Below are 16,920 nucleotides of genomic sequence, written 5' to 3' on the forward strand. Positions count from 1 at the left end.
GACCGGACACTATGAGGTATGGGCACAGAACTAGTGAACGAGCCGGCCCTCTGGGAGCTGGCTCGCGGTGGCGATTCGGGGGCTTTCGCCATGGTGTACGACAGGCACCGCGATCGCGTATTCGGTCAGGCGTTGCGACTCATGCGTTCATCGCATGACGCCGAGGATGTGACCGCGATGGTGTTTCTCGAGCTCTGGCGGCGACGCAAGACCGTGACGCTCGTCAACGAAACACTGATCGGGTGGCTGCTCGTGACGACGAACAACGTGTCGCACAACTTCGTCCGCAGCGTGCGGCGCTACAAGGCCGTCATCGATCGCATTCCTCCGGCCGAGCCCGATGGCACTCACGATTTCGACCGTGTCGACGAGGAGATCGACTCCGCCCGCCGCGGCCGGAGCGTCGGCAGCGCATTCGCTCAGCTGTCTGCGAACGACCAGAACATCATCACCCTGTGCGTGCTCGAAGAATTCAGCCTGGCCGAGGCGGCAGTCGCGCTCCGGATTCCCGTCGGCACGGTCAAATCACGATTGTCCCGCGCCAAACAACGACTATCGGCGCTCACGACCCACGAAGTAGAACGAACCGCAATCGCCTCGGGAGGTGCAAAATGACTGAGACACCGATATTCGATCCCCAGCGCAGTGCTGCGATCCGGCACCTTCTCATCGAGAACGTCGAGGCGGAGCCGAAGCGTCGCACGAGGCACCTCCGGGCGTTGCTGGCCGGGCTCATCATCACGGGCGTCGTCGCCTCCGGCTCCACCGCCCTCGCCCTGAATCGCGACCACCTCTTCGGCGCGCCCACGGCCGCACCGCCCGCCTCGCCGACCAGCACCACCGGGCCGACAGCGTCGCCTGCGCCAACAACCCCCGCGACGCCCGATGAGATCGACTCATCAGGCCCGGCTGTGACAGGCGACCCGATCGCGCCTCGCGATGTCGCCTCCCCTCCGAGCGGCTCGGGATGGACCCTCGAGATGCCGCACTCGGCGGAGCCCTGTCAGGATCGACGGGCATACACGGTCGCCGACGGGTTGGCGCTTGTGCAGGTCGGGCCGATTCGTGCAGACGACAACCCGGGTTGCCTCCGGACGAACGACGGAATGACCCTCTCGCTCGTCGACACCTCGTCAGGCGGACTGCTGTGGACCCGAGACTGGAAATGGGACACCGAGATCGAAGGTCAGGGCTCGGCATACGTGGATACGTCTCTGCTCGGCACGTCGGGTCGGGTGCTGGTCGACTCCCAGATGGATCGATCGGGCCCCAGCGAAGTACTCGATCTGGCGACCGGTCAGACGGTGGCACCGTTCACCCCGAGCAGCGGAAACGAGCACGTCTACGAGGTGAGTCCCGTCCCTGGCGACTCCGGGGATGTCATCGCCACCTTCCGCGAGCTCGACGACGACGGGAACCAAGCGCCCTTCGGGATGGTGAAGCGCCTCGACCCGCGCGATGCTCAGAATCCGATCTGGAGCACTCGTGTCGAGGGAACAGACGTCTCGGCCCGGGAGGTCACCAACCAGATGACATTCACGTCACTCACCTACGCTCCGATCAGCCAGACCCGCTATGCATCGGCCGTTCTCGACCTCACCTCCGGTTCCGTCTCGCTCCGCGATGAGCGGACCGACTACGAGTTCTTCACGGGCTACACGATCCGCCCGTCGGATTACGACGAGACGGAGGCACCGCGCACCCTGAACGGCTCCGACGACAACGGGGACGAACTGTGGACACGAGCAGTGGGGCCGGAATCGAGCGTGAGCGAAGTACTGACGTCCTCGGTCCGCCCGGGCGATCCCGTGGACATCGGCCCGCGGGTGGGCAATGGACAATTCGTGATCGGCTCACCCACGAGCATCAGCCTTGTCGATGGCCTCACCGGTGAGACGGTGTGGGAGACGGATGCCACGGACTGCGGCACCCTTCCGGGTGCGTACGGACAATTCGCGGTTCGCCTGTCTCCTGACGGATCTGCTGTCACGATCGGCAACGACGTCGACCGCCCCTGCCGGTTCGACTCGGCAACCGGCGCCAGGCTGGCCGACTCGGCCGTTCCCCGGCATTTCTCCTCGGCCTACGGCACCGCCCTGAACTACGACATCGTCGACGGCGTCGGAACAGCAACCGATGCCCAGACCGGTGCGGTGGTCTGGAGCACTCCTACCGACGCGTTCTGGTGGTTCTATGCCGGCGGGTACCTCGTCTACTTCGACGGCTTCACCCTGCGATCCGTCGGCTGACCTCGGGTCAGTTCTGGAAGAAAGCCGCGGCGGCACGCGCCTCGAACACAACCTGGTCGAGGTCGTCGCCGCCCGCGGTCACGTGGCCCACCTTGCGGCCGGGTCGGGGCGCCTTGCCGTAGTTGTGGAATTTGACCGTCGGCTGGTCGGCGAACGCGGCGGCGTAGCGGTCGACAAGGGATCCTTCGGCCGGGCCGCCGAGCACGTTCACCATGACCGACCAGGTGTCACGACATCCGGTGGCGCCGAGCGGCAGGTCGAGGACCGCACGCAGGTGCTGTTCGAACTGGCTCGTGGTCGACCCGTCGATCGACCAGTGGCCCGTGTTGTGCGGTCGCATGGCCAGTTCGTTCACGAGGAGGCGCTCGTCGGTGGTCTCGAAGAGCTCGACGGCGAAGACGCCCGTCACCCCGAGTCCCTCGGCGATGCTGGTGGCGATGTCGGCGGCCACGTCGGCGACCCGGCCCGCGCTGCGCGGGGCGGGCGCGATGACCTCGGCGCACACGCCGTCTCGCTGAATGGACTCGACGACCGGCCAGAGCTGCATGTCTCCCGAGGGTCGACGCGCCACCATCTGTGCCAGTTCGCGACTGAATTCGACCCGCTCCTCCGCCAGGAGCGCTCCCCCGTTGCCGTCTTCGGCGAGGGCGAGGAACCAGTCGGCCACCTCGTCGGCATGCGTCACGACGCGCACCCCCTTGCCGTCGTAGCCGCCGCGAGGAGTCTTCACCACCGCGTGCCCGCCGTTGTCGGCGATGAACGACGCGAGCTCGTCTGCGTCGGAGACCGCGGCCCAGATCGGAACCGGGACGCCCAGCTGCTCGAGCTTCTCGCGCATGAGGATCTTGTCCTGCGCGTAGAGGAGAGCGTCGGGGCCGGGGTGCACGGCGTGGCCCGCCTCGACGAGCGCGCGCAGGATCGGCTGGGGAACGTGTTCGTGGTCGAAGGTGACGACGTCGACAGTCTCGGCGAACGCCAGCACGGTATCGCGATCGAGGTAGTCCCCCACCTCGCTGGCCGCCAGTGCAGCCGACGACCCCTCGTTCTCGGCGAGCACCCTGAGGTCGAGACCGAGGTTCACCGCCGCGGGAATCATCATTCGAGCCAGCTGACCGCCACCGATAACACCTACGCGATAGTCCACCCGTACAGCTTAACGAATTCGCTGGTGATCCCTTCGACAGGCTCAGGGAACGGGCGGGCCGGTTCGGGCGACGGGATCAGAACGGGCGGGGCCTATCGGGCGACAGGCTCAGGGAACGGGCGGCTTAGTTCGGGCGCCCCAGGATGTCGTCGGAGTGCTGCGCCACCCAGAGCTCGGCGAGGTGCAGGTCTGCCGCCTGATGGATCTCGACCCCGTCGACCGCCTCGATGATGAACGGGCCCTCACCGTGGCCTGAGGCCTCCCGGATGTTCGCCACGTGCTCGTTGCCGACCCAGACCTGTTCGAGCTTCTCGCCCTTGAATTCCAGCATGCCCCGAGGCTACTCCGATCGGGGCTGCGACTGCTCGTCCCACCAGGGATTGTCCTGATCCGGTCGGTGGAACCGCACCGCGTGGGAGGGAACGTGCTGCGACTCGAGCAGGTCGCCGATCACCTCGGATACCAGATCGGCACGCGGAACATCGCGGAGGACGGAGAACTCCCCCGGTCCGGTGCCGATGCGCACATCGCCGGAGCGGAACATGGCCTGCAGCAGCGACTTGCGAACCGTGATGTCGCCGGCGCGCACCAGCATCAGCTCACTCCGGGTGTTCACGAGCAGGCCGCGGCGCAGAATGATGCGCCTCGTCGTGATCACGTAGCGGGTGCTCAGCCACCGCACCGCGGGAACGAGGAAGAAGAGCACCGCCAGCAGCGCGCCCGCCGCGAGGACGGCCCAGTTCTGCCACTCGACAGGAAACCAGCTCGAGAAGTACCCCGTCGCCCCCGCGACGGCGATGAGGAAGATCGTGGGAAAGAACAGGCGTCGACCGTGCGCTCGGAACTTCGCGACCACCCGCTCGGGCTCGGCCGTCTCGTCGGCCGCACCCGCGGCATCCGGTGCGACCTTGGCCCGAGACCCCGGCCGATGCGGGGGCCGGATGCGTTCGGTCGCGACCGTCTCGCCGTATGCCGACGACACAGCCGCCGACGGCGCGGGGGCCGGGGGCAGCGGCCCGGAGCCGCCGGCCGCGATGAGCTCGGTGGGCGCGTCGGAGCCGTGAATGAGCGCGCCGAAGCTCGGACGCGGCTGCTTCGAGGCGGGCATGGGCCTATTAAACCTTCAGGTGGGTGATATCCCCTGCGGCCACGACGACTCTCCAGCCATCCGAGTCCCGATCGATACCGATGCGGCCCAGCTCGTCGATCTCGCGCGCGATGCCCGACACCACCTCGCCGTCGGGCAGCTCGGCCAGCACGGGCGAACCGAGCGTGCTGCAGAGAGCCGTGACCTGGGCGTGCAGCCCGCTCCGCAGCGCGTCTCCCTCGAAGCGCACGAAGTCGCGGTACAGGCGGGAGAGGTTGATCAGGTAGCCCGCGAGCGCAGCGTCGAGCGATGCGTGACTCACCCCGGCGATGAGAAGGGAGGTGGCCGTCGGAACCGGGAGATCGTTCTCGTCCAAAGAGATGTTGAGGCCGGCGCCGACGATGACTCCGGTCTCAGGGATCAGCTCGCTGAGGATTCCGCTGACCTTCGCGCCGTCGATGAGAACGTCGTTGGGCCACTTGAGCGACGCGACGGGGTGGTGGTGCACGCGGGTCGCGTGGCCCACCTCTCCCTCGATGAGGGAGCGTACGACCTTGGTCATCGCGGCACCGGCCATGAGCGGCAACCAGCCCAGGCTGTCGGGCGGCAGAGTCGACCCGTCGCCGATCGGCTGTCGTAGCAGAACCGAGACGGCGAGGCACTTGCGGGCCGGCGCGGTCCACGTTCGCCCGAGGCGCCCACGGCCCTGCGTCTGGGTGTCGGTTGCGACCACCGACAGATCGGGCCAGCCCGAGGCATCCGGGCCCGTCGCATGCTCGCGCAACACATCGTTCGTGGACCCCGCTCGCGGAAGCCACTCGAGGCGCTCGGCGACAGCGGAACTGAGGGGCAGTTTCATAGGCATCACCCTAGGCGCAGCGTCGCGGCGATCCGGCAGGACCCACGGGCGAGAACCAATGGATGCGCGGCAATTTTGTAGCAATCAACCAACGGTTGGCGGCGATGGCTGGCCGGTAGAGTGAACCGGTGAGCGAAGACGTAACTGCACAGGCGCCGGACATGTACACCACGGCGGGCAAACTGGTCGACCTGAAGAACAGGTACCACGAGGCCGTGACCGCGAGCGGTGAGGCCGCGATCGCGAAGCAGCACGCCAGGGGCAAGAAGACCGCGCGCGAGCGCATAGAAGAGCTGCTCGATGCGGGCTCGTTCGTCGAGATCGACGAGTTCGTGCGCCACCGCACCGTGGCATTCGGCATGGAGAAGTCCCGCCCCTACGGCGACGCGGTCGTCACCGGCACGGGCACCATCCACGGGCGCCAGGTCGCCGTCTACTCGCAGGACTTCACGATCTTCGGCGGCTCGCTCGGCGAGGTCGCGGGCGAGAAGATCATCAAGGTCATGGACCTCGCCCTGAAGACCGGCGTGCCGATCATCGGCATGCTCGACTCCGGTGGAGCCCGTATTCAGGAGGGCGTCGTCGCCCTCGGCAAGTACGGCGAGATCTTCCGCCGCAACACCCAGGCCTCCGGTGTGATTCCGCAGATCTCGATCATCATGGGCCCAGCAGCCGGCGGCGCCGTGTACTCCCCCGCCCTCACCGACTTCGTGATCATGGTCGACAAGACCAGCCAGATGTTCGTGACCGGCCCCGACGTGATCAAGACGGTCACCGGCGAAGACGTGGGAATGGAGGAGCTCGGCGGTGCGCTCACCCACAACACCGTGTCGGGCGTCTCGCACTACCTGGCGAGCGACGAGGAGGACGCGCTCGACTTCGCACGCGGCCTCATCAGCTACCTGCCCGACAACAACCTCTCCGACCCGCCCGTCTACGACAGCGAGGTCGACCTCGAGATCACCGACGCCGACCGTCGGCTCAACACGCTCATCCCCGACTCGCCCAACCAGCCCTACGACGTGCACACCGTGATCGAGCACATCGTCGACAACGGCGAGTTCCTCGAGACCCAGCCGCTGTACGCACCCAACATCGTCGTGGGCTTCGCCCGGGTCGAGGGCCGTTCCGTGGGAATCGTGGCGAACCAGCCCAACGCGATGGCCGGAACACTGAACATCGAGGCCGGCGAGAAGGCCGCCCGCTTCGTACGCTTCTGCGACGCGTTCTCCATCCCGATCCTCACCCTCGTCGATGTTCCCGGGTACCTTCCCGGAACCGACCAGGAGTGGACGGGCGTCATCCGCCGCGGCGCCAAGCTGCTCTACGCCTACGCCGAGGCCACCGTTCCCCTCATCACCGTCATCACTCGCAAGGCGTACGGCGGCGCCTACATCGTGATGGGCTCCAAGCAGCTCGGAGCGGATATCAACCTCGCGTGGCCGACGGCCGAGATCGCCGTCATGGGCGGACAGGGCGCGGTCAACATCCTGTACCGCGGCGAGATCAAGCGTGCCGAGGAGGCCGGCGAAGACGTGGCAGCCGTGCGCACGAGACTTGCCAACGAGTACACCTACAACGTGGCGTCGCCGTTCCTGGCGGCCGAGCGCGGCGAGCTCGACGGCGTGATCGAACCTGCGGCCACCCGCGTCGCCGTGGTGAAGGCGCTTCGGGCGCTCCGCACCAAGCGGGCGAGCCTGCCGACGAAGAAGCACGGCAACATCCCGCTGTAGCCGTCACGGCTCCCTGAGCCTGCCGAAGGACAAGCTCAGGGAACGACGGGCTCGGGCAGCGACGACCGCTACTCCGTGGCGGCGCCCCGCCAGTCGTCCGTCGTGATGTGCGACCCGCCCTGCGGACCCATCTGCAGCATCCCGCCATCGACGGCCCATGACGCACCGGTGACGTAGCTCGACGCGGGTGAGGCAAGAAAGCCGATGACGGCGGCGATCTCTCCCGCAATTCCCGAGCGCCCCAGCGGGATGCCGGGCCGGTGGGTCTGAAACGCGTCCTCGTCGGTCATGTCGTTCATCGGCGTGGCGATCTCGCCCGGTGCCACCGCGTTGACCGTGATGTTGTGCTGTCCGAGCTCGAGCGCGGCCGTCTTCAGCAGGCCGCCGAACCCGTGCTTCGCGGCGTCGTAGGCGCTGGAGCCGACACGAGGCTGGTGTTCGTGCACGCTGGTGACTCCGATGATGCGCCCGCCGGTTCCCTGCTCGACCATCGTCTTCGCGGCGGTCTGGATGCAGAGGAACGCGCCGTCGAGGTCGGCGGCGATCGTGTGCCGCCAGGTCTCCAGCTCCATCTCGAGGAACGGTGCGACATCCATGACCCCGGCGTTGTTGACGAAGACGTCGATGCCTCCCAGCTTCTCGATGAGCGAGGAGATCGTTCCGGGCACGGAGTCGAGGTCGCCGGTATCGAGCTGGGCGATGTGCGCGTCGCGTCCGAGCGCGCGCACCATGGCGGCCGTCTCCTCGGCGCCGTCCGAATCCGAATGGAAGGTGATGCCGACATCCATGCCCGCCTCCGCGAGCGCCAGGGCCGTGGCCCTGCCGATTCCCGAGTTCGATCCGGTGACGATGGCGCGGCGGGGCGAGAAGTTCGAAGTACTCATGCATTCGACGCTACGGCGATCCGTCGTCAGCACGGGAGGGCTTGACGCGATCTGCCTGTGAAGCCGAGCGCGCCCATAGCGGGCGAGAGCGCCGTCGCCGCCGGCGCGCTCGCCCCGCTTGAGGCGCGCTCGACCGCACGCCGCTCCCCGGGAGCCTCTCCTCCCCCGCGTGAGGAAGACGTTGCTCGTGCACACCGCAGCCGCCGAGCACATGAATCGTCGCGTCAGCGCGCCAGTCTGCTGCGATGCAACCAAACAATCCAGAGGACCGACTCCTCTTCGTCCGCGACCGCACTCTCCTCATCGGAGACGATTCGGCGCTGCGCCGTAGGGCCACGCGCGGCGAGCTCAGGCGCGTTCATCACGGCGTCTACGCGACCGAGCAGGACTGGAGCCGCTGGAACTCGGAGGAGCGCTATCGAGCTCGTGTCTTCGGCATCGGCCAGGGTCGACGGTCCGACGTGGTTCTCCAGGGCTACTCGGCAGCAGCGCTCTGGCGCCTGCCGATCATCGGCGCCTGGCCTGCCGAGGTTCACCTGCTCACCGAGAAGGCGGCAGGCGGCAGGTCTCATGCTCGAATTCGACGTCACGCCGTCGGATTCGAGCATGCCGGCATAACGACGATCGACGGCCTCCACGTGACCGGGGCCGCTAGAACGGTCATCGACCTGGCCGCTGTGGCACCGTTCATGACCGCTGTGGCAACCGCAGACTTCGCGCTGCACACCGAGCTGACCACTCGCGGCGAGCTCGCCACGCTGCTGCAGACAATGGGCCGATTCCGGGGGTCGGCCCGGGCGGCCCGCGTCGTCGACTTCTCGACGCCCCTGGCGGAGTCCGTCGCGGAGTCGGCGAGTCGAGTCACGATGGCCCGCTGCAGATTCCCTGAGCCGGAACTGCAGAAGGAGTTCTGGGGCCCGAATGGCGAGCACGCCTTCGTCGACCACTGGTTTCGCGGAGTCAGAACGATCGGAGAGGTCGACGGCCGATCCAAGTTCGAAGATCCCCGCTTCCTTCGGGGCCGAAGCCCCGAGCAGGCCCTGTGGGATGAGAAGCAGCGCGAGGACTGGCTGCGGCTGCAGAGCGACGGATTCGGTCGATGGGACTGGTCGATTGCGGTCTCGCCGCGGCGTCTGACACAGCGACTTCTCGAGATGGGAGTGCCGCAGCTCCCGCCGAACCACCCCGAAGCCTTCCGCATCCGCCCCTTGGAGGACGAGAAAGGAGGCCGAGCGCGCCGTTAGCGGGCGAACGCGCCTTCGCCGCCGGCGCGTTCGCCCGCTAGAGGCGCGCTCGGTGCCCGGTGCCAGGCGCCCGGTCCACGGCAGCGCGCCCTCCCCCTGTTCGGGGTCCTCCTGTAGCCTCGAGGGCGTGACTGCATCGACACCCCGCCACGCCGCCGATCCCGAGCCGATCGACTTCACCATCACCACGCCGAACCTCGAGGCCGAGGAGATCGCCGCCGTGACGGCCGTGCTTCAGGCGGCGCTGGCGAACGCGGGCGACGCGTCGCCCGCGGCGACCGCAGCGCCGGCGAGCGGCTGGCAGAAGTCGCGCCGCGACCTGCGCACGCCCATCCACCCCGGGCCCGGAGAGTGGCGTCGCGCAGGGTAGCGACGCGTGTCCTCATTTATGCCGACTGGTGCCCCGTGGGCCCGTCGCGTCATGATGGCTCTGCTAGGTGTTCTCCCTCGGGATGAGCATCGCCAGTTCATCGCCATCTAGGGTAAGCGGGCATGAACTGGGGGCGAGTCAGGGCACTATTCGGGTTAGTGCTCTGACTCGGATTCGTAGCTGTGGGGCCGATGGAGTACCGTCGGCCCCACTTCTGCGTCTGCCGAGTGAACCTCCGCGACCCGAGTCGCTCGCGCAACCGTCAGGCCGTCAGGCCGTCAGGGTCGACGGATCTCGTGCCACAGGGTGACTTCGTCTCCGCCGTCGTCGTCTCCGAGCGCCGCTGCCGTTCCGTCGCCGCCCGTGTCCTTCAGCCCGACGACGGAGACCGCGGTGCCCGACCCCTCGGTTCCCGTGCGGATGATCAGCCGATCGGCCTCAATGCCGTCGACCAGGTCGACGAGTTCGGCGAGCGTCGTGAGCCTGTCGGTCTCCGAGAGTGCGTCGAGGCCCCCGTCGTCGAGCATCGTCACATGCACTCCCCGGCGTCGGGCGGCCATCACCTCGGCGCGCACCTCATCGGTGAGCAGCAGCCTGCCGCGGATCTCGTCGCGGATCGCGGCCTCGAGATGAAGGCACTCCCGCCGCTCCTGCTCGCTCAGCTCTCCGCCCGAGGCGACGATGCGGCGCAGCATCGGGGCGGCGAGCTTGTCCATCTGCTCGAGACGACGCCTGCGCTCGAAGAGGAGCGCCTCCTGGTTGGCCTGCCACTCGGCCGCCTTGATGCCTGCGCGCGCATACTGGGCCGCATCCTGGTCGGCCCGCACGAGCGCGACCGAGAGGGCGTGCGCGATGGCGACCCAGAGCGCACCGCCGATGACACCGGTGGTGGTCAGCGCCAGGGGCGTGCTCCAGGCCGCGACCGAGAGCACGGTGACGCCGACGCCGATCCACGCGAAGATCGGCTGCCCGCGCACCACGGTGATGACGAGCAGGGTGAAGATGGCGGCCACGAACCAGGTTGCGTAGCCGTTCGCCGCCTGCGGGTCGAGTTGCGAGAGCACCAGCATGGTGATCACGAAGCCGACGGCCACGTTGAGGGCGGCGTTCCAGCCGGGCATCGGAGCAACCGTCGGCGCCCACAGGCTGATGACGGTGACCGCCGCGTAGAGGATCATGGCGACGATGACCGGACCCGGCTCGCGGGGAACGGAGAGGGAGGAGAGCGCGAGCACGAGGTGGTACGCGGAGAACAGGGCCGCGAGCCCGATGAGGAGGAGCCGAGGTGAGGAGATCATGTGCCCTCCGCACGCAGGTCGAACGAGCGGCGCACATGCTCAGCCGTCGTCTCACGGTTCGGGTCGGGCCATACGATCACGATCGAGGCGCCGCCTCCGGGAACCGATTGCACCTGAACCGCGCCGCCGACCGTGGCGACCCGCTCGCGGATGCTCACCCGGAGCCCCAGCCTCTCCTGGGGCACGGCGGCCGGATCGAAACCCACGCCCGTGTCAGAGACCTGCACGGTGAACCCCTCTCCCTGCAGCGGATGCAGTGAGACCGTGCGCTCGATCGACACCGGCACAGATGCGGCCTCGGCGCCGTCTGCGTGCTGCAGGCTGTTCACCATCGCCTGCACGGCGGCCGAGAAGACCGCCTCCGCGACATCGCTCGGTACCGACTGCCCCGTTATGGACTGCTGGGCGTAGTCGAAGCCCGGTGAGAGAACGCGAGCCGCATTCGCGAGGCGCTCCGCCAGCTCGCCCAAGGGCACCTCGAAGCCGGGGTCGCCCGCTTCGCCCGAGGAGTGGAGCGCCCGCAGCGCGTCTCGCGCCATCCCGACCACCAGGTCCCGTTCCATGGCGCTCGAACTCTTGGCTGCCGACAGCAGGGTCGTGAGCACCCGGTCGTGCACCAGGGCGTCGACGTGCAGGCGCTCCGCCTCCATCGCATCCTGCTTGACGGCGACCGAATAGCGCAGCATCGCGGCCTGCTGCGCCCTGTCGACCCGATCGGCGGCCCTGCGCAGGGTCGTGACCAGAACGAGGTTGACCGCGCCGAGGATGAAGACGTACAGGGCGTCGAGGGCAGCGAGACCGGCGCCCGCCTCGCCTCCGGAGGGGAGGGAGCGCAGGACCGCGTAGATGAGGGAGACCGCCACGATGTAGCAGCCTGCGAGCCACATGTTGAACGACACCACGGCGCACGCCATGGAGACCACCATGATGTACCAGAGCCAGGGCTCCGAAGGAGCCACCTCGTTCGGCTGCAGCACCGCCGCGGGCCAGAGTACGAGCGACAGAACGAACACGCCGGCCGCCACTCCGCCGGCGACGGCCACTCCCCGACCGATAATGCTGGTCACGACCACCCCGAGGATGCCGGCGAAGACGACCACGGGAAGGGCCACGGCCCAGGCGGGCCCGACGTAGCTCTGCGCGGCGATGACCGCGGGCAGGGATTGCAGCGCGAACACGAATCCGAAGATGCCCGTGACCCGGCTCGCCACCGTCTCGATGCGCGATCTCGAGATGGAGCCGCGCATGCGGTTCAGAACGCCCGGCGGTCCGAATGATGTTCTGGGGCGGGTCTGACCCGGCCCTACCGATGCGGACACGTCGTCACCTGCCGCCGGGGGTCTCGCCGAGAGCCAGGATGCCGTCTTCGACGGCTCGCTTCAAAAGGTCGACCTTCGTCGGCGCCGGACGGCCGACCTGAACGTACTTCGCACGCACCCGGTCGAGATACTCGCGGGCCGTCGGGGTCGCGATGCCCAGCTGCACGGCGACGAGCTTGAGCGGCAGTCCTGCGGCATAGAGGTGGAGAACGTCGCGCTCCCTCGCGGTGAGCCGTGCCCGCGAGAACTCGGCGTCGGCGTCGATCGCACTCGCCCATTCGAGGTTGTTCAGCACACCGCCGCCGGCGACCGTCGCGATCGCGGCTATCACGGTGCTCGTCGCTGCGGACTTGGGGATGACCCCTGCCGCGCCCGCAGCCAGGGCCTCGCGGACGCTCGCGGTGCGGTCGGCGATGCTGTGCACCAGCACCGACGCCCCGGTCTTGAGCGCGGCCTCGACGTTGTGGGTGATGCTCAGCCCGTCACCGATACTGAGGTCGAGAACCACGACATCGGACGGCCTGCTGCCCAACGCCCGGATGAGGTCCGGAACGGTGAGCCCGACCGCGACGACCTCGTATCCGGCCTCGAGACACGCCGCCTTCAGACCCAGGAGCACCGACTCGTGGTCGTCGACGATCGCGACGCGCACGGGCGTGGCGGTGGATCGATCTGCCGGAGCTGCGGGATCTGGGGGAAACATGGCGACCTTCCCTGCGGGTGGTTCTGATCGTAACGGAAAGGGGCCGGCCGGCCTCGGAGCGTCAGTCCTTCGTGAGCACCGCCACCGATTCGACGTGGTGGGTGTGGGGGAAGAGATCGAAGGCGCGGAGCGAGCGCAGGTGGTAGCCGCCGCGCTCGAACTGGCCGGCGTCGCGGGCGAAGGCGACGGGGTCGCACGCCACGTAGACGACCTGGGCCACGTCGAGGGCCATCAGGGAGTTGACGACCTGCTTGCCGGCGCCGGCGCGGGGCGGGTCGAGGATGACCGTGGCCCGCGACAGTCGCTCCCGCTCGGCCGCCTGCGCCGTCTTCTCGAGCTGGCGCAGGTACCTGTCGACCCGGTTCGTCTCGGCGTTGGCGCCGATCCACTCGCTGAGGTTCTCGGAGGCGTAGTCGGTGGCCAACTCGTTGCCCTCGACGCTCGTGATGCGCAGGCCCGCGCCCACCTTCTCCCCCAGCGCCGCGGCGAGAAGCCCGACGCCGCCATAGAGGTCGAGGTTGAACGCGCTCGCGTCGAGACGCTCGTCGAGCACCTCGCTGCGGATCGCGCGCGACAGCGTCGAGGCGGCACCGCGGTGCACCTGCCAGAACCCCTGCTCGTCGAGGCGGAACTCGCGACCGTCGACGACCTCGGTGATGCTGCGGCCGCGTCGTGCGGCCGTGCGAGAACCGCGAGACTTCTCGGGCGTCTCGCTCGACGTGACGAACCGGGGCGCGCCCTGCGAGGGCGCAACGAGGTCGATCCAGCCGCCGGCGGGAAAGTCCGACCCGTCGATTCGATCGCCGAGCGGGGCCTCGTTCTCGAGGGCGGGCGTCGCCAGCGGCAGGTCGTCGACGGAGATGACCCGATGCGAGCGCGCGGCGAAGGGTCCGACGCGACCATCGGCATCCACGTGCAGTCGCACGCGCGTTCGCCAGCCGAGGCCGCCCCGCTCCTCGTCGCCGTCGACCGCCTCGACCTCCACGTCGCGCTCGAGACCCGCGAAGCGCTTGAGCGAGTCGACGATGACCTGGCGCTTCAGCTCGCGCTGCCAGGCGAGGTCGATGTGCCCGAATTCGGCACCGCCGGCCCTGTCGTCGGGATCGCGATCGATCGACGCGGCCTGCCAGACATGCGGCACCCGGTGCGGCGACGCCTCGAGCACGCGCACCGTCTCCGCGCGCCAGAACGAGGCGTGCTCGTCGTCGGTGATGCGGGCCAGCACGCGCTCGCCGGGAAGAGAGTCCGTGACGAACACCACGCGGCCGTCGAGTCGTGCGACCGAGATTCCTCCGTGGGCTACGTTGGTAATCTCCAGCTCGACCTGTGTTCCCTGCGCGTCAGCCATGCTTCGAGCATCCCACACGAAAGGGCGGTGCTCCTCGTGCGCCTCTACCTCGCATCCACCTCGCCGGCACGCCTCGCCCTGCTCAGGCAGGTCGGAATCGAGCCGGTCGTCGTGCCGTCGAACGTCGACGAGGAGGCCGCCGTGCGCCTCGCGACCGACTCCAACGGCGAATTGGATGCCTCGGCGATGGTCACACTGCTGGCCCGGCTGAAGGCCGAGGCGATTCTCGGGCAGCGACCGGATGGCGAGGAGATCGACGGTGTGATCCTCGGGGGCGATTCGGCCTTCGAACTCGGCGGCGTCATCTACGGCAAACCGCACGAGCCGCAGATCGCGCGCGAGCGGTGGCTCGAGCAGCGCGGCAAGACGGGAACCCTGCACTCGGGGCACTGGATCATCGAGGTGAAGAACGGCCAGGCCGCCCGGGCCCTCGGGGCGACGGCGCACGCCTCCGTGGAGTTCGCCTCGGACATCAGCGACTCCGAGATCGACGCATACGTCGCCAGCGGAGAGCCTCTCCAGGTCGCGGGCGCCTTCACGGTCGACGGACTCGCCGCGCCGTTCATCCGCTCGGTCACCGGTGCGCCCTCGACCGTGATCGGCATGTCGTTGCCGACGCTGCGCACCATGCTCGCCGAGCTCGACATCGACTGGATGTCGCTGCGGGCGTAAGCGATCCGTTCCCTGAGCTCGTCGAAGGGAAGGCTCGGCGCGGTTCCCTTCGACAGGCTCGGGGAACGGCGAGAGTGGAGGTTCCCACAGGGACTCGGCCGCTTTTTTGTTCGCGCCTGCCAAAGGAGCACGCCCTCGGCCCAATAGGCTGGGTGGATTATGCCGCGCATCACCAAGGTACTCATAGCCAACAGAGGCGAGATCGCAGTCCGGGTCATCCGGGCCGCCAAAGACTCCGGAATCGGATCGGTCGCCATCTACGCAGATCAAGACCGAGACGCCCTTCACGCGCAGCTCGCCGACGAGGCGTATGCGCTCGAGGGCACGACCAGTGCCGAGACCTATCTCGTCATTCCCAAGATCCTCTCGATCGCCCGCAGAAGCGGCGCCGACGCCGTTCACCCGGGGTATGGATTCCTCGCCGAGAACGCCGAGTTCGCGCAGGCCGTCATCGATGCCGGGCTCACCTGGATCGGCCCGTCACCGGCCGCCATCGAGAAGCTCGGAGACAAGGTCACCGCCCGTCACGTGGCCGAGAAGGTCGGCGCGCCGCTAGCCCCCGGCACCATCGACCCGGTGAACGGGGCCGACGAAGTTCTGGCCTTCGTCGCGGAGCACGGCCTCCCCGTGGCCATCAAGGCGGCCTTCGGCGGCGGCGGACGCGGACTCAAGATCGCATACACCGAAGACGAGATCGTCGAACAGTTCGAATCGGCCACCCGCGAGGCGATCACCGCTTTCGGCCGGGGCGAGTGCTTCGTCGAGAAGTACCTCGACAAGCCGCGCCACGTCGAGACCCAGTGCCTCGCAGACGCGCACGGCAACGTCGTCGTGGTCTCCACCCGCGACTGCTCGCTGCAGCGCCGCCACCAGAAGCTCGTCGAGGAGGCCCCGGCCCCGTTCCTGACCGACGCCCAGAACGCCGAGCTGTATCGCGCATCCAAAGCCATTCTCAAGGAGGTCGGCTACGTCGGCGCCGGCACCTGCGAGTTCCTCGTCGCGGCCGACGGAACGGTGTCGTTCCTCGAGGTCAACACCCGCCTGCAGGTCGAGCACCCCGTGTCTGAAGAGGTCACCGGCATCGACCTGGTGCGGGAGCAGTTCCGCCTGGCCGAGGGCGGCGTGCTCGACTATGACGACCCAATTCCCCACGGTCACTCCTTCGAGTTCCGCATCAACGGCGAAGACGCCGGGCGCGGATTCCTTCCGAGCCCCGGCCCGATCCACACGTTCAACGCCCCGGGCGGACCGGGCGTGCGCATCGACACGGGAATCCGGGCGGGCGACGTGATCTCGGGCTCGTTCGACTCGCTGCTCGCCAAGCTCATCGTCACCGGCAGCTCACGCGAAGACGCGCTCGAGCGCTCGCGCCGCGCCCTCGACGAGTTCGAGGTTCTCGGGCTTCCGACGGTCCTGCCGTTCCACCGGTCCATCGTGCGCGACCCCGCCTTCGCTCCGGCCGACGGACAGCCCTTCAGCATCTTCACGCGCTGGATCGAGACCGAGTACGTCAACGACATCGAGCCCTGGTCGGGCGAGATCGAAGAGACCGCCCCCGCCGCCGAGCGCACCACCGTGGTGCTCGAGGTCGACGGCAAGCGCGTCTCCGTCGCCCTGCCCGCGCACTTCGGCGGCGGCTCGTCGCCTGGCCGTTCCGCGACCTCCGGCTCCGCTCCGAAACGCCGCGGCGCCGCATCCGGTTTCTCGACGGCCACGGGCGACTCGGTCAAGGCGCCCATGCAGGCCACCATCGTGAAGATCGCCGTCGCCGAGGGCGACACCGTCGTCAAAGGCGACCTCGTGCTGGTGCTCGAGGCCATGAAGATGGAGCAGCCCATCACCGCCCACAAAGACGGAACCATCGGCGCGATCTCCGCGGCCGTGGGCGCCACCGTGTCGTCGGGCACGGTTCTGCTCGCGATCACCGACTAGGCGCTCCCGTTCCCTGAGCCCGCCGTTCCCTGAGCTTGTCGAAGGGCCACCTTTATCGGGGCCCGCAGGCAAAGCTCA

The 16,920-nt window shown here is 68.4% G+C and carries 16 protein-coding genes; 7 read left to right on the forward strand and 9 right to left on the reverse strand.

Translation table 11 applies throughout. The features are described from left to right. The first annotated feature begins 18 nt into the window (after positions 1-18). Complete coding sequence (locus tag ASF06_RS00185) at positions 19-615, forward strand: RNA polymerase sigma factor (protein ID WP_055941876.1); 597 nt, start codon at positions 19-21, stop codon at positions 613-615. Next, positions 612-2,249, forward strand: coding sequence for a hypothetical protein (locus ASF06_RS00190; RefSeq protein WP_055941879.1), 1,638 nt, complete (start codon positions 612-614; stop codon positions 2,247-2,249). The genes ASF06_RS00185 and ASF06_RS00190 overlap by 4 nt, the downstream gene beginning before the upstream one ends. Positions 2,250-2,256: 7 nt before the next feature. On the opposite strand, the gene ASF06_RS00195 is transcribed toward ASF06_RS00190, so the two are convergent. From ASF06_RS00195 to ASF06_RS00210, 4 genes are all read right to left on the reverse strand, one after another. Continuing rightward, positions 2,257-3,393 carry a 5-(carboxyamino)imidazole ribonucleotide synthase gene (locus ASF06_RS00195; RefSeq protein ID WP_157439020.1) on the reverse strand — a complete coding sequence of 379 codons (1,137 nt, stop codon included), beginning with the start codon at positions 3,391-3,393 and terminating at the stop codon, positions 2,257-2,259. A 124-nt stretch (positions 3,394-3,517) separates the two neighbouring features. Further along, positions 3,518-3,724: a hypothetical protein gene (locus tag ASF06_RS00200; RefSeq protein WP_055923563.1), complete on the reverse strand. Its 207-nt coding sequence runs from the start codon at positions 3,722-3,724 to the stop codon at positions 3,518-3,520. A gap of 9 nt (positions 3,725-3,733) precedes the next feature. Further along, positions 3,734-4,501 (reverse strand): PH domain-containing protein, encoded by a 768-nt coding sequence (locus ASF06_RS00205; RefSeq protein ID WP_055941884.1) that lies wholly within the window; start codon positions 4,499-4,501, stop codon positions 3,734-3,736. A 7-nt stretch (positions 4,502-4,508) separates the two neighbouring features. After that, a complete protein-coding gene (locus ASF06_RS00210) occupies positions 4,509-5,339 on the reverse strand; it encodes a biotin--[acetyl-CoA-carboxylase] ligase (RefSeq protein ID WP_055941887.1) in 831 nt (276 codons plus the stop codon). Between the two features lie 161 nt (positions 5,340-5,500). On the opposite strand from ASF06_RS00210, the gene ASF06_RS00215 reads away from it, so the two are divergent. Then, on the forward strand, positions 5,501-7,072 hold the full coding sequence (locus ASF06_RS00215) for an acyl-CoA carboxylase subunit beta (protein ID WP_055923573.1): 1,572 nt from the start codon (positions 5,501-5,503) through the stop codon (positions 7,070-7,072). 68 nt (positions 7,073-7,140) lie between these two features. Here ASF06_RS00215 and ASF06_RS00220 read toward each other — a convergent pair whose 3' ends face one another. After that, positions 7,141-7,956 carry an SDR family oxidoreductase gene (locus ASF06_RS00220; RefSeq protein WP_055941890.1) on the reverse strand — a complete coding sequence of 272 codons (816 nt, stop codon included), beginning with the start codon at positions 7,954-7,956 and terminating at the stop codon, positions 7,141-7,143. Between the two features lie 245 nt (positions 7,957-8,201). Between ASF06_RS00220 and ASF06_RS00225 the strand changes: the two genes are divergently transcribed. Both ASF06_RS00225 and ASF06_RS00230 read left to right on the forward strand, forming a co-directional pair. Beyond that, positions 8,202-9,200, forward strand: a complete 999-nt coding sequence (locus tag ASF06_RS00225; protein ID WP_055941893.1) for a hypothetical protein — start codon at positions 8,202-8,204, stop codon at positions 9,198-9,200. A 127-nt stretch (positions 9,201-9,327) separates the two neighbouring features. Beyond that, on the forward strand, positions 9,328-9,570 hold the full coding sequence (locus ASF06_RS00230) for an acyl-CoA carboxylase subunit epsilon (RefSeq protein ID WP_055941895.1): 243 nt from the start codon (positions 9,328-9,330) through the stop codon (positions 9,568-9,570). 278 nt (positions 9,571-9,848) lie between these two features. Here the strand turns inward: ASF06_RS00230 and ASF06_RS00235 are convergent, their stop codons facing one another. The 4 genes from ASF06_RS00235 to ASF06_RS00250 form a co-directional block, all read right to left on the reverse strand. Further along, positions 9,849-10,868, reverse strand: a complete 1,020-nt coding sequence (locus ASF06_RS00235; protein WP_055941898.1) for a hypothetical protein — start codon at positions 10,866-10,868, stop codon at positions 9,849-9,851. After that, entirely contained in the window at positions 10,865-12,187 is a 1,323-nt protein-coding gene (locus ASF06_RS00240; protein WP_157439021.1) for a sensor histidine kinase, read from the reverse strand. The genes ASF06_RS00235 and ASF06_RS00240 overlap by 4 nt, the downstream gene beginning before the upstream one ends. Positions 12,188-12,191: 4 nt before the next feature. Then, positions 12,192-12,890 (reverse strand): response regulator transcription factor, encoded by a 699-nt coding sequence (locus ASF06_RS00245; RefSeq protein ID WP_055941904.1) that lies wholly within the window; start codon positions 12,888-12,890, stop codon positions 12,192-12,194. 61 nt (positions 12,891-12,951) lie between these two features. Then, entirely contained in the window at positions 12,952-14,238 is a 1,287-nt protein-coding gene (locus tag ASF06_RS00250; protein WP_055941907.1) for a class I SAM-dependent RNA methyltransferase, read from the reverse strand. Between the two features lie 36 nt (positions 14,239-14,274). Here ASF06_RS00250 and ASF06_RS00255 point away from each other — a divergent pair, with 36 nt between their 5' ends. Beyond that, positions 14,275-14,910 carry a Maf family protein gene (locus ASF06_RS00255; RefSeq protein ID WP_082500694.1) on the forward strand — a complete coding sequence of 212 codons (636 nt, stop codon included), beginning with the start codon at positions 14,275-14,277 and terminating at the stop codon, positions 14,908-14,910. 159 nt (positions 14,911-15,069) lie between these two features. After that, the gene (locus ASF06_RS00260; RefSeq protein ID WP_055941911.1) at positions 15,070-16,842 is read left to right on the forward strand and encodes an acetyl/propionyl/methylcrotonyl-CoA carboxylase subunit alpha; all 1,773 of its coding nucleotides are present in this window, start codon (positions 15,070-15,072) and stop codon (positions 16,840-16,842) included. Positions 16,843-16,920 lie beyond the last annotated feature (78 nt).

This window comes from Agreia sp. Leaf244 (genome assembly GCF_001422695.1).
GTDB lineage: Bacteria > Actinomycetota > Actinomycetes > Actinomycetales > Microbacteriaceae > Agreia.

Bases quoted from the DNA above. Each gene is read 5' to 3' on its own strand.
- ASF06_RS00185 (WP_055941876.1), top strand. From the start codon at position 19: ATGGGCACAGAACTAGTGAACGAGCCGGCCCTCTGGGAGCTGGCTCGC.
- ASF06_RS00190 (WP_055941879.1), top strand. From the start codon at position 612: ATGACTGAGACACCGATATTCGATCCCCAGCGCAGTGCTGCGATCCGG.
- ASF06_RS00200 (WP_055923563.1), bottom strand. From the start codon at position 3,724: ATGCTGGAATTCAAGGGCGAGAAGCTCGAACAGGTCTGGGTCGGCAAC.
- ASF06_RS00205 (WP_055941884.1), bottom strand. From the start codon at position 4,501: ATGCCCGCCTCGAAGCAGCCGCGTCCGAGCTTCGGCGCGCTCATTCAC.
- ASF06_RS00210 (WP_055941887.1), bottom strand. From the start codon at position 5,339: ATGAAACTGCCCCTCAGTTCCGCTGTCGCCGAGCGCCTCGAGTGGCTT.
- ASF06_RS00215 (WP_055923573.1), top strand. From the start codon at position 5,501: ATGTACACCACGGCGGGCAAACTGGTCGACCTGAAGAACAGGTACCAC.
- ASF06_RS00220 (WP_055941890.1), bottom strand. From the start codon at position 7,956: ATGAGTACTTCGAACTTCTCGCCCCGCCGCGCCATCGTCACCGGATCG.
- ASF06_RS00225 (WP_055941893.1), top strand. From the start codon at position 8,202: ATGCAACCAAACAATCCAGAGGACCGACTCCTCTTCGTCCGCGACCGC.
- ASF06_RS00235 (WP_055941898.1), bottom strand. From the start codon at position 10,868: ATGATCTCCTCACCTCGGCTCCTCCTCATCGGGCTCGCGGCCCTGTTC.
- ASF06_RS00245 (WP_055941904.1), bottom strand. From the start codon at position 12,890: ATGTTTCCCCCAGATCCCGCAGCTCCGGCAGATCGATCCACCGCCACG.
- ASF06_RS00250 (WP_055941907.1), bottom strand. From the start codon at position 14,238: ATGGCTGACGCGCAGGGAACACAGGTCGAGCTGGAGATTACCAACGTA.
- ASF06_RS00260 (WP_055941911.1), top strand. From the start codon at position 15,070: ATGCCGCGCATCACCAAGGTACTCATAGCCAACAGAGGCGAGATCGCA.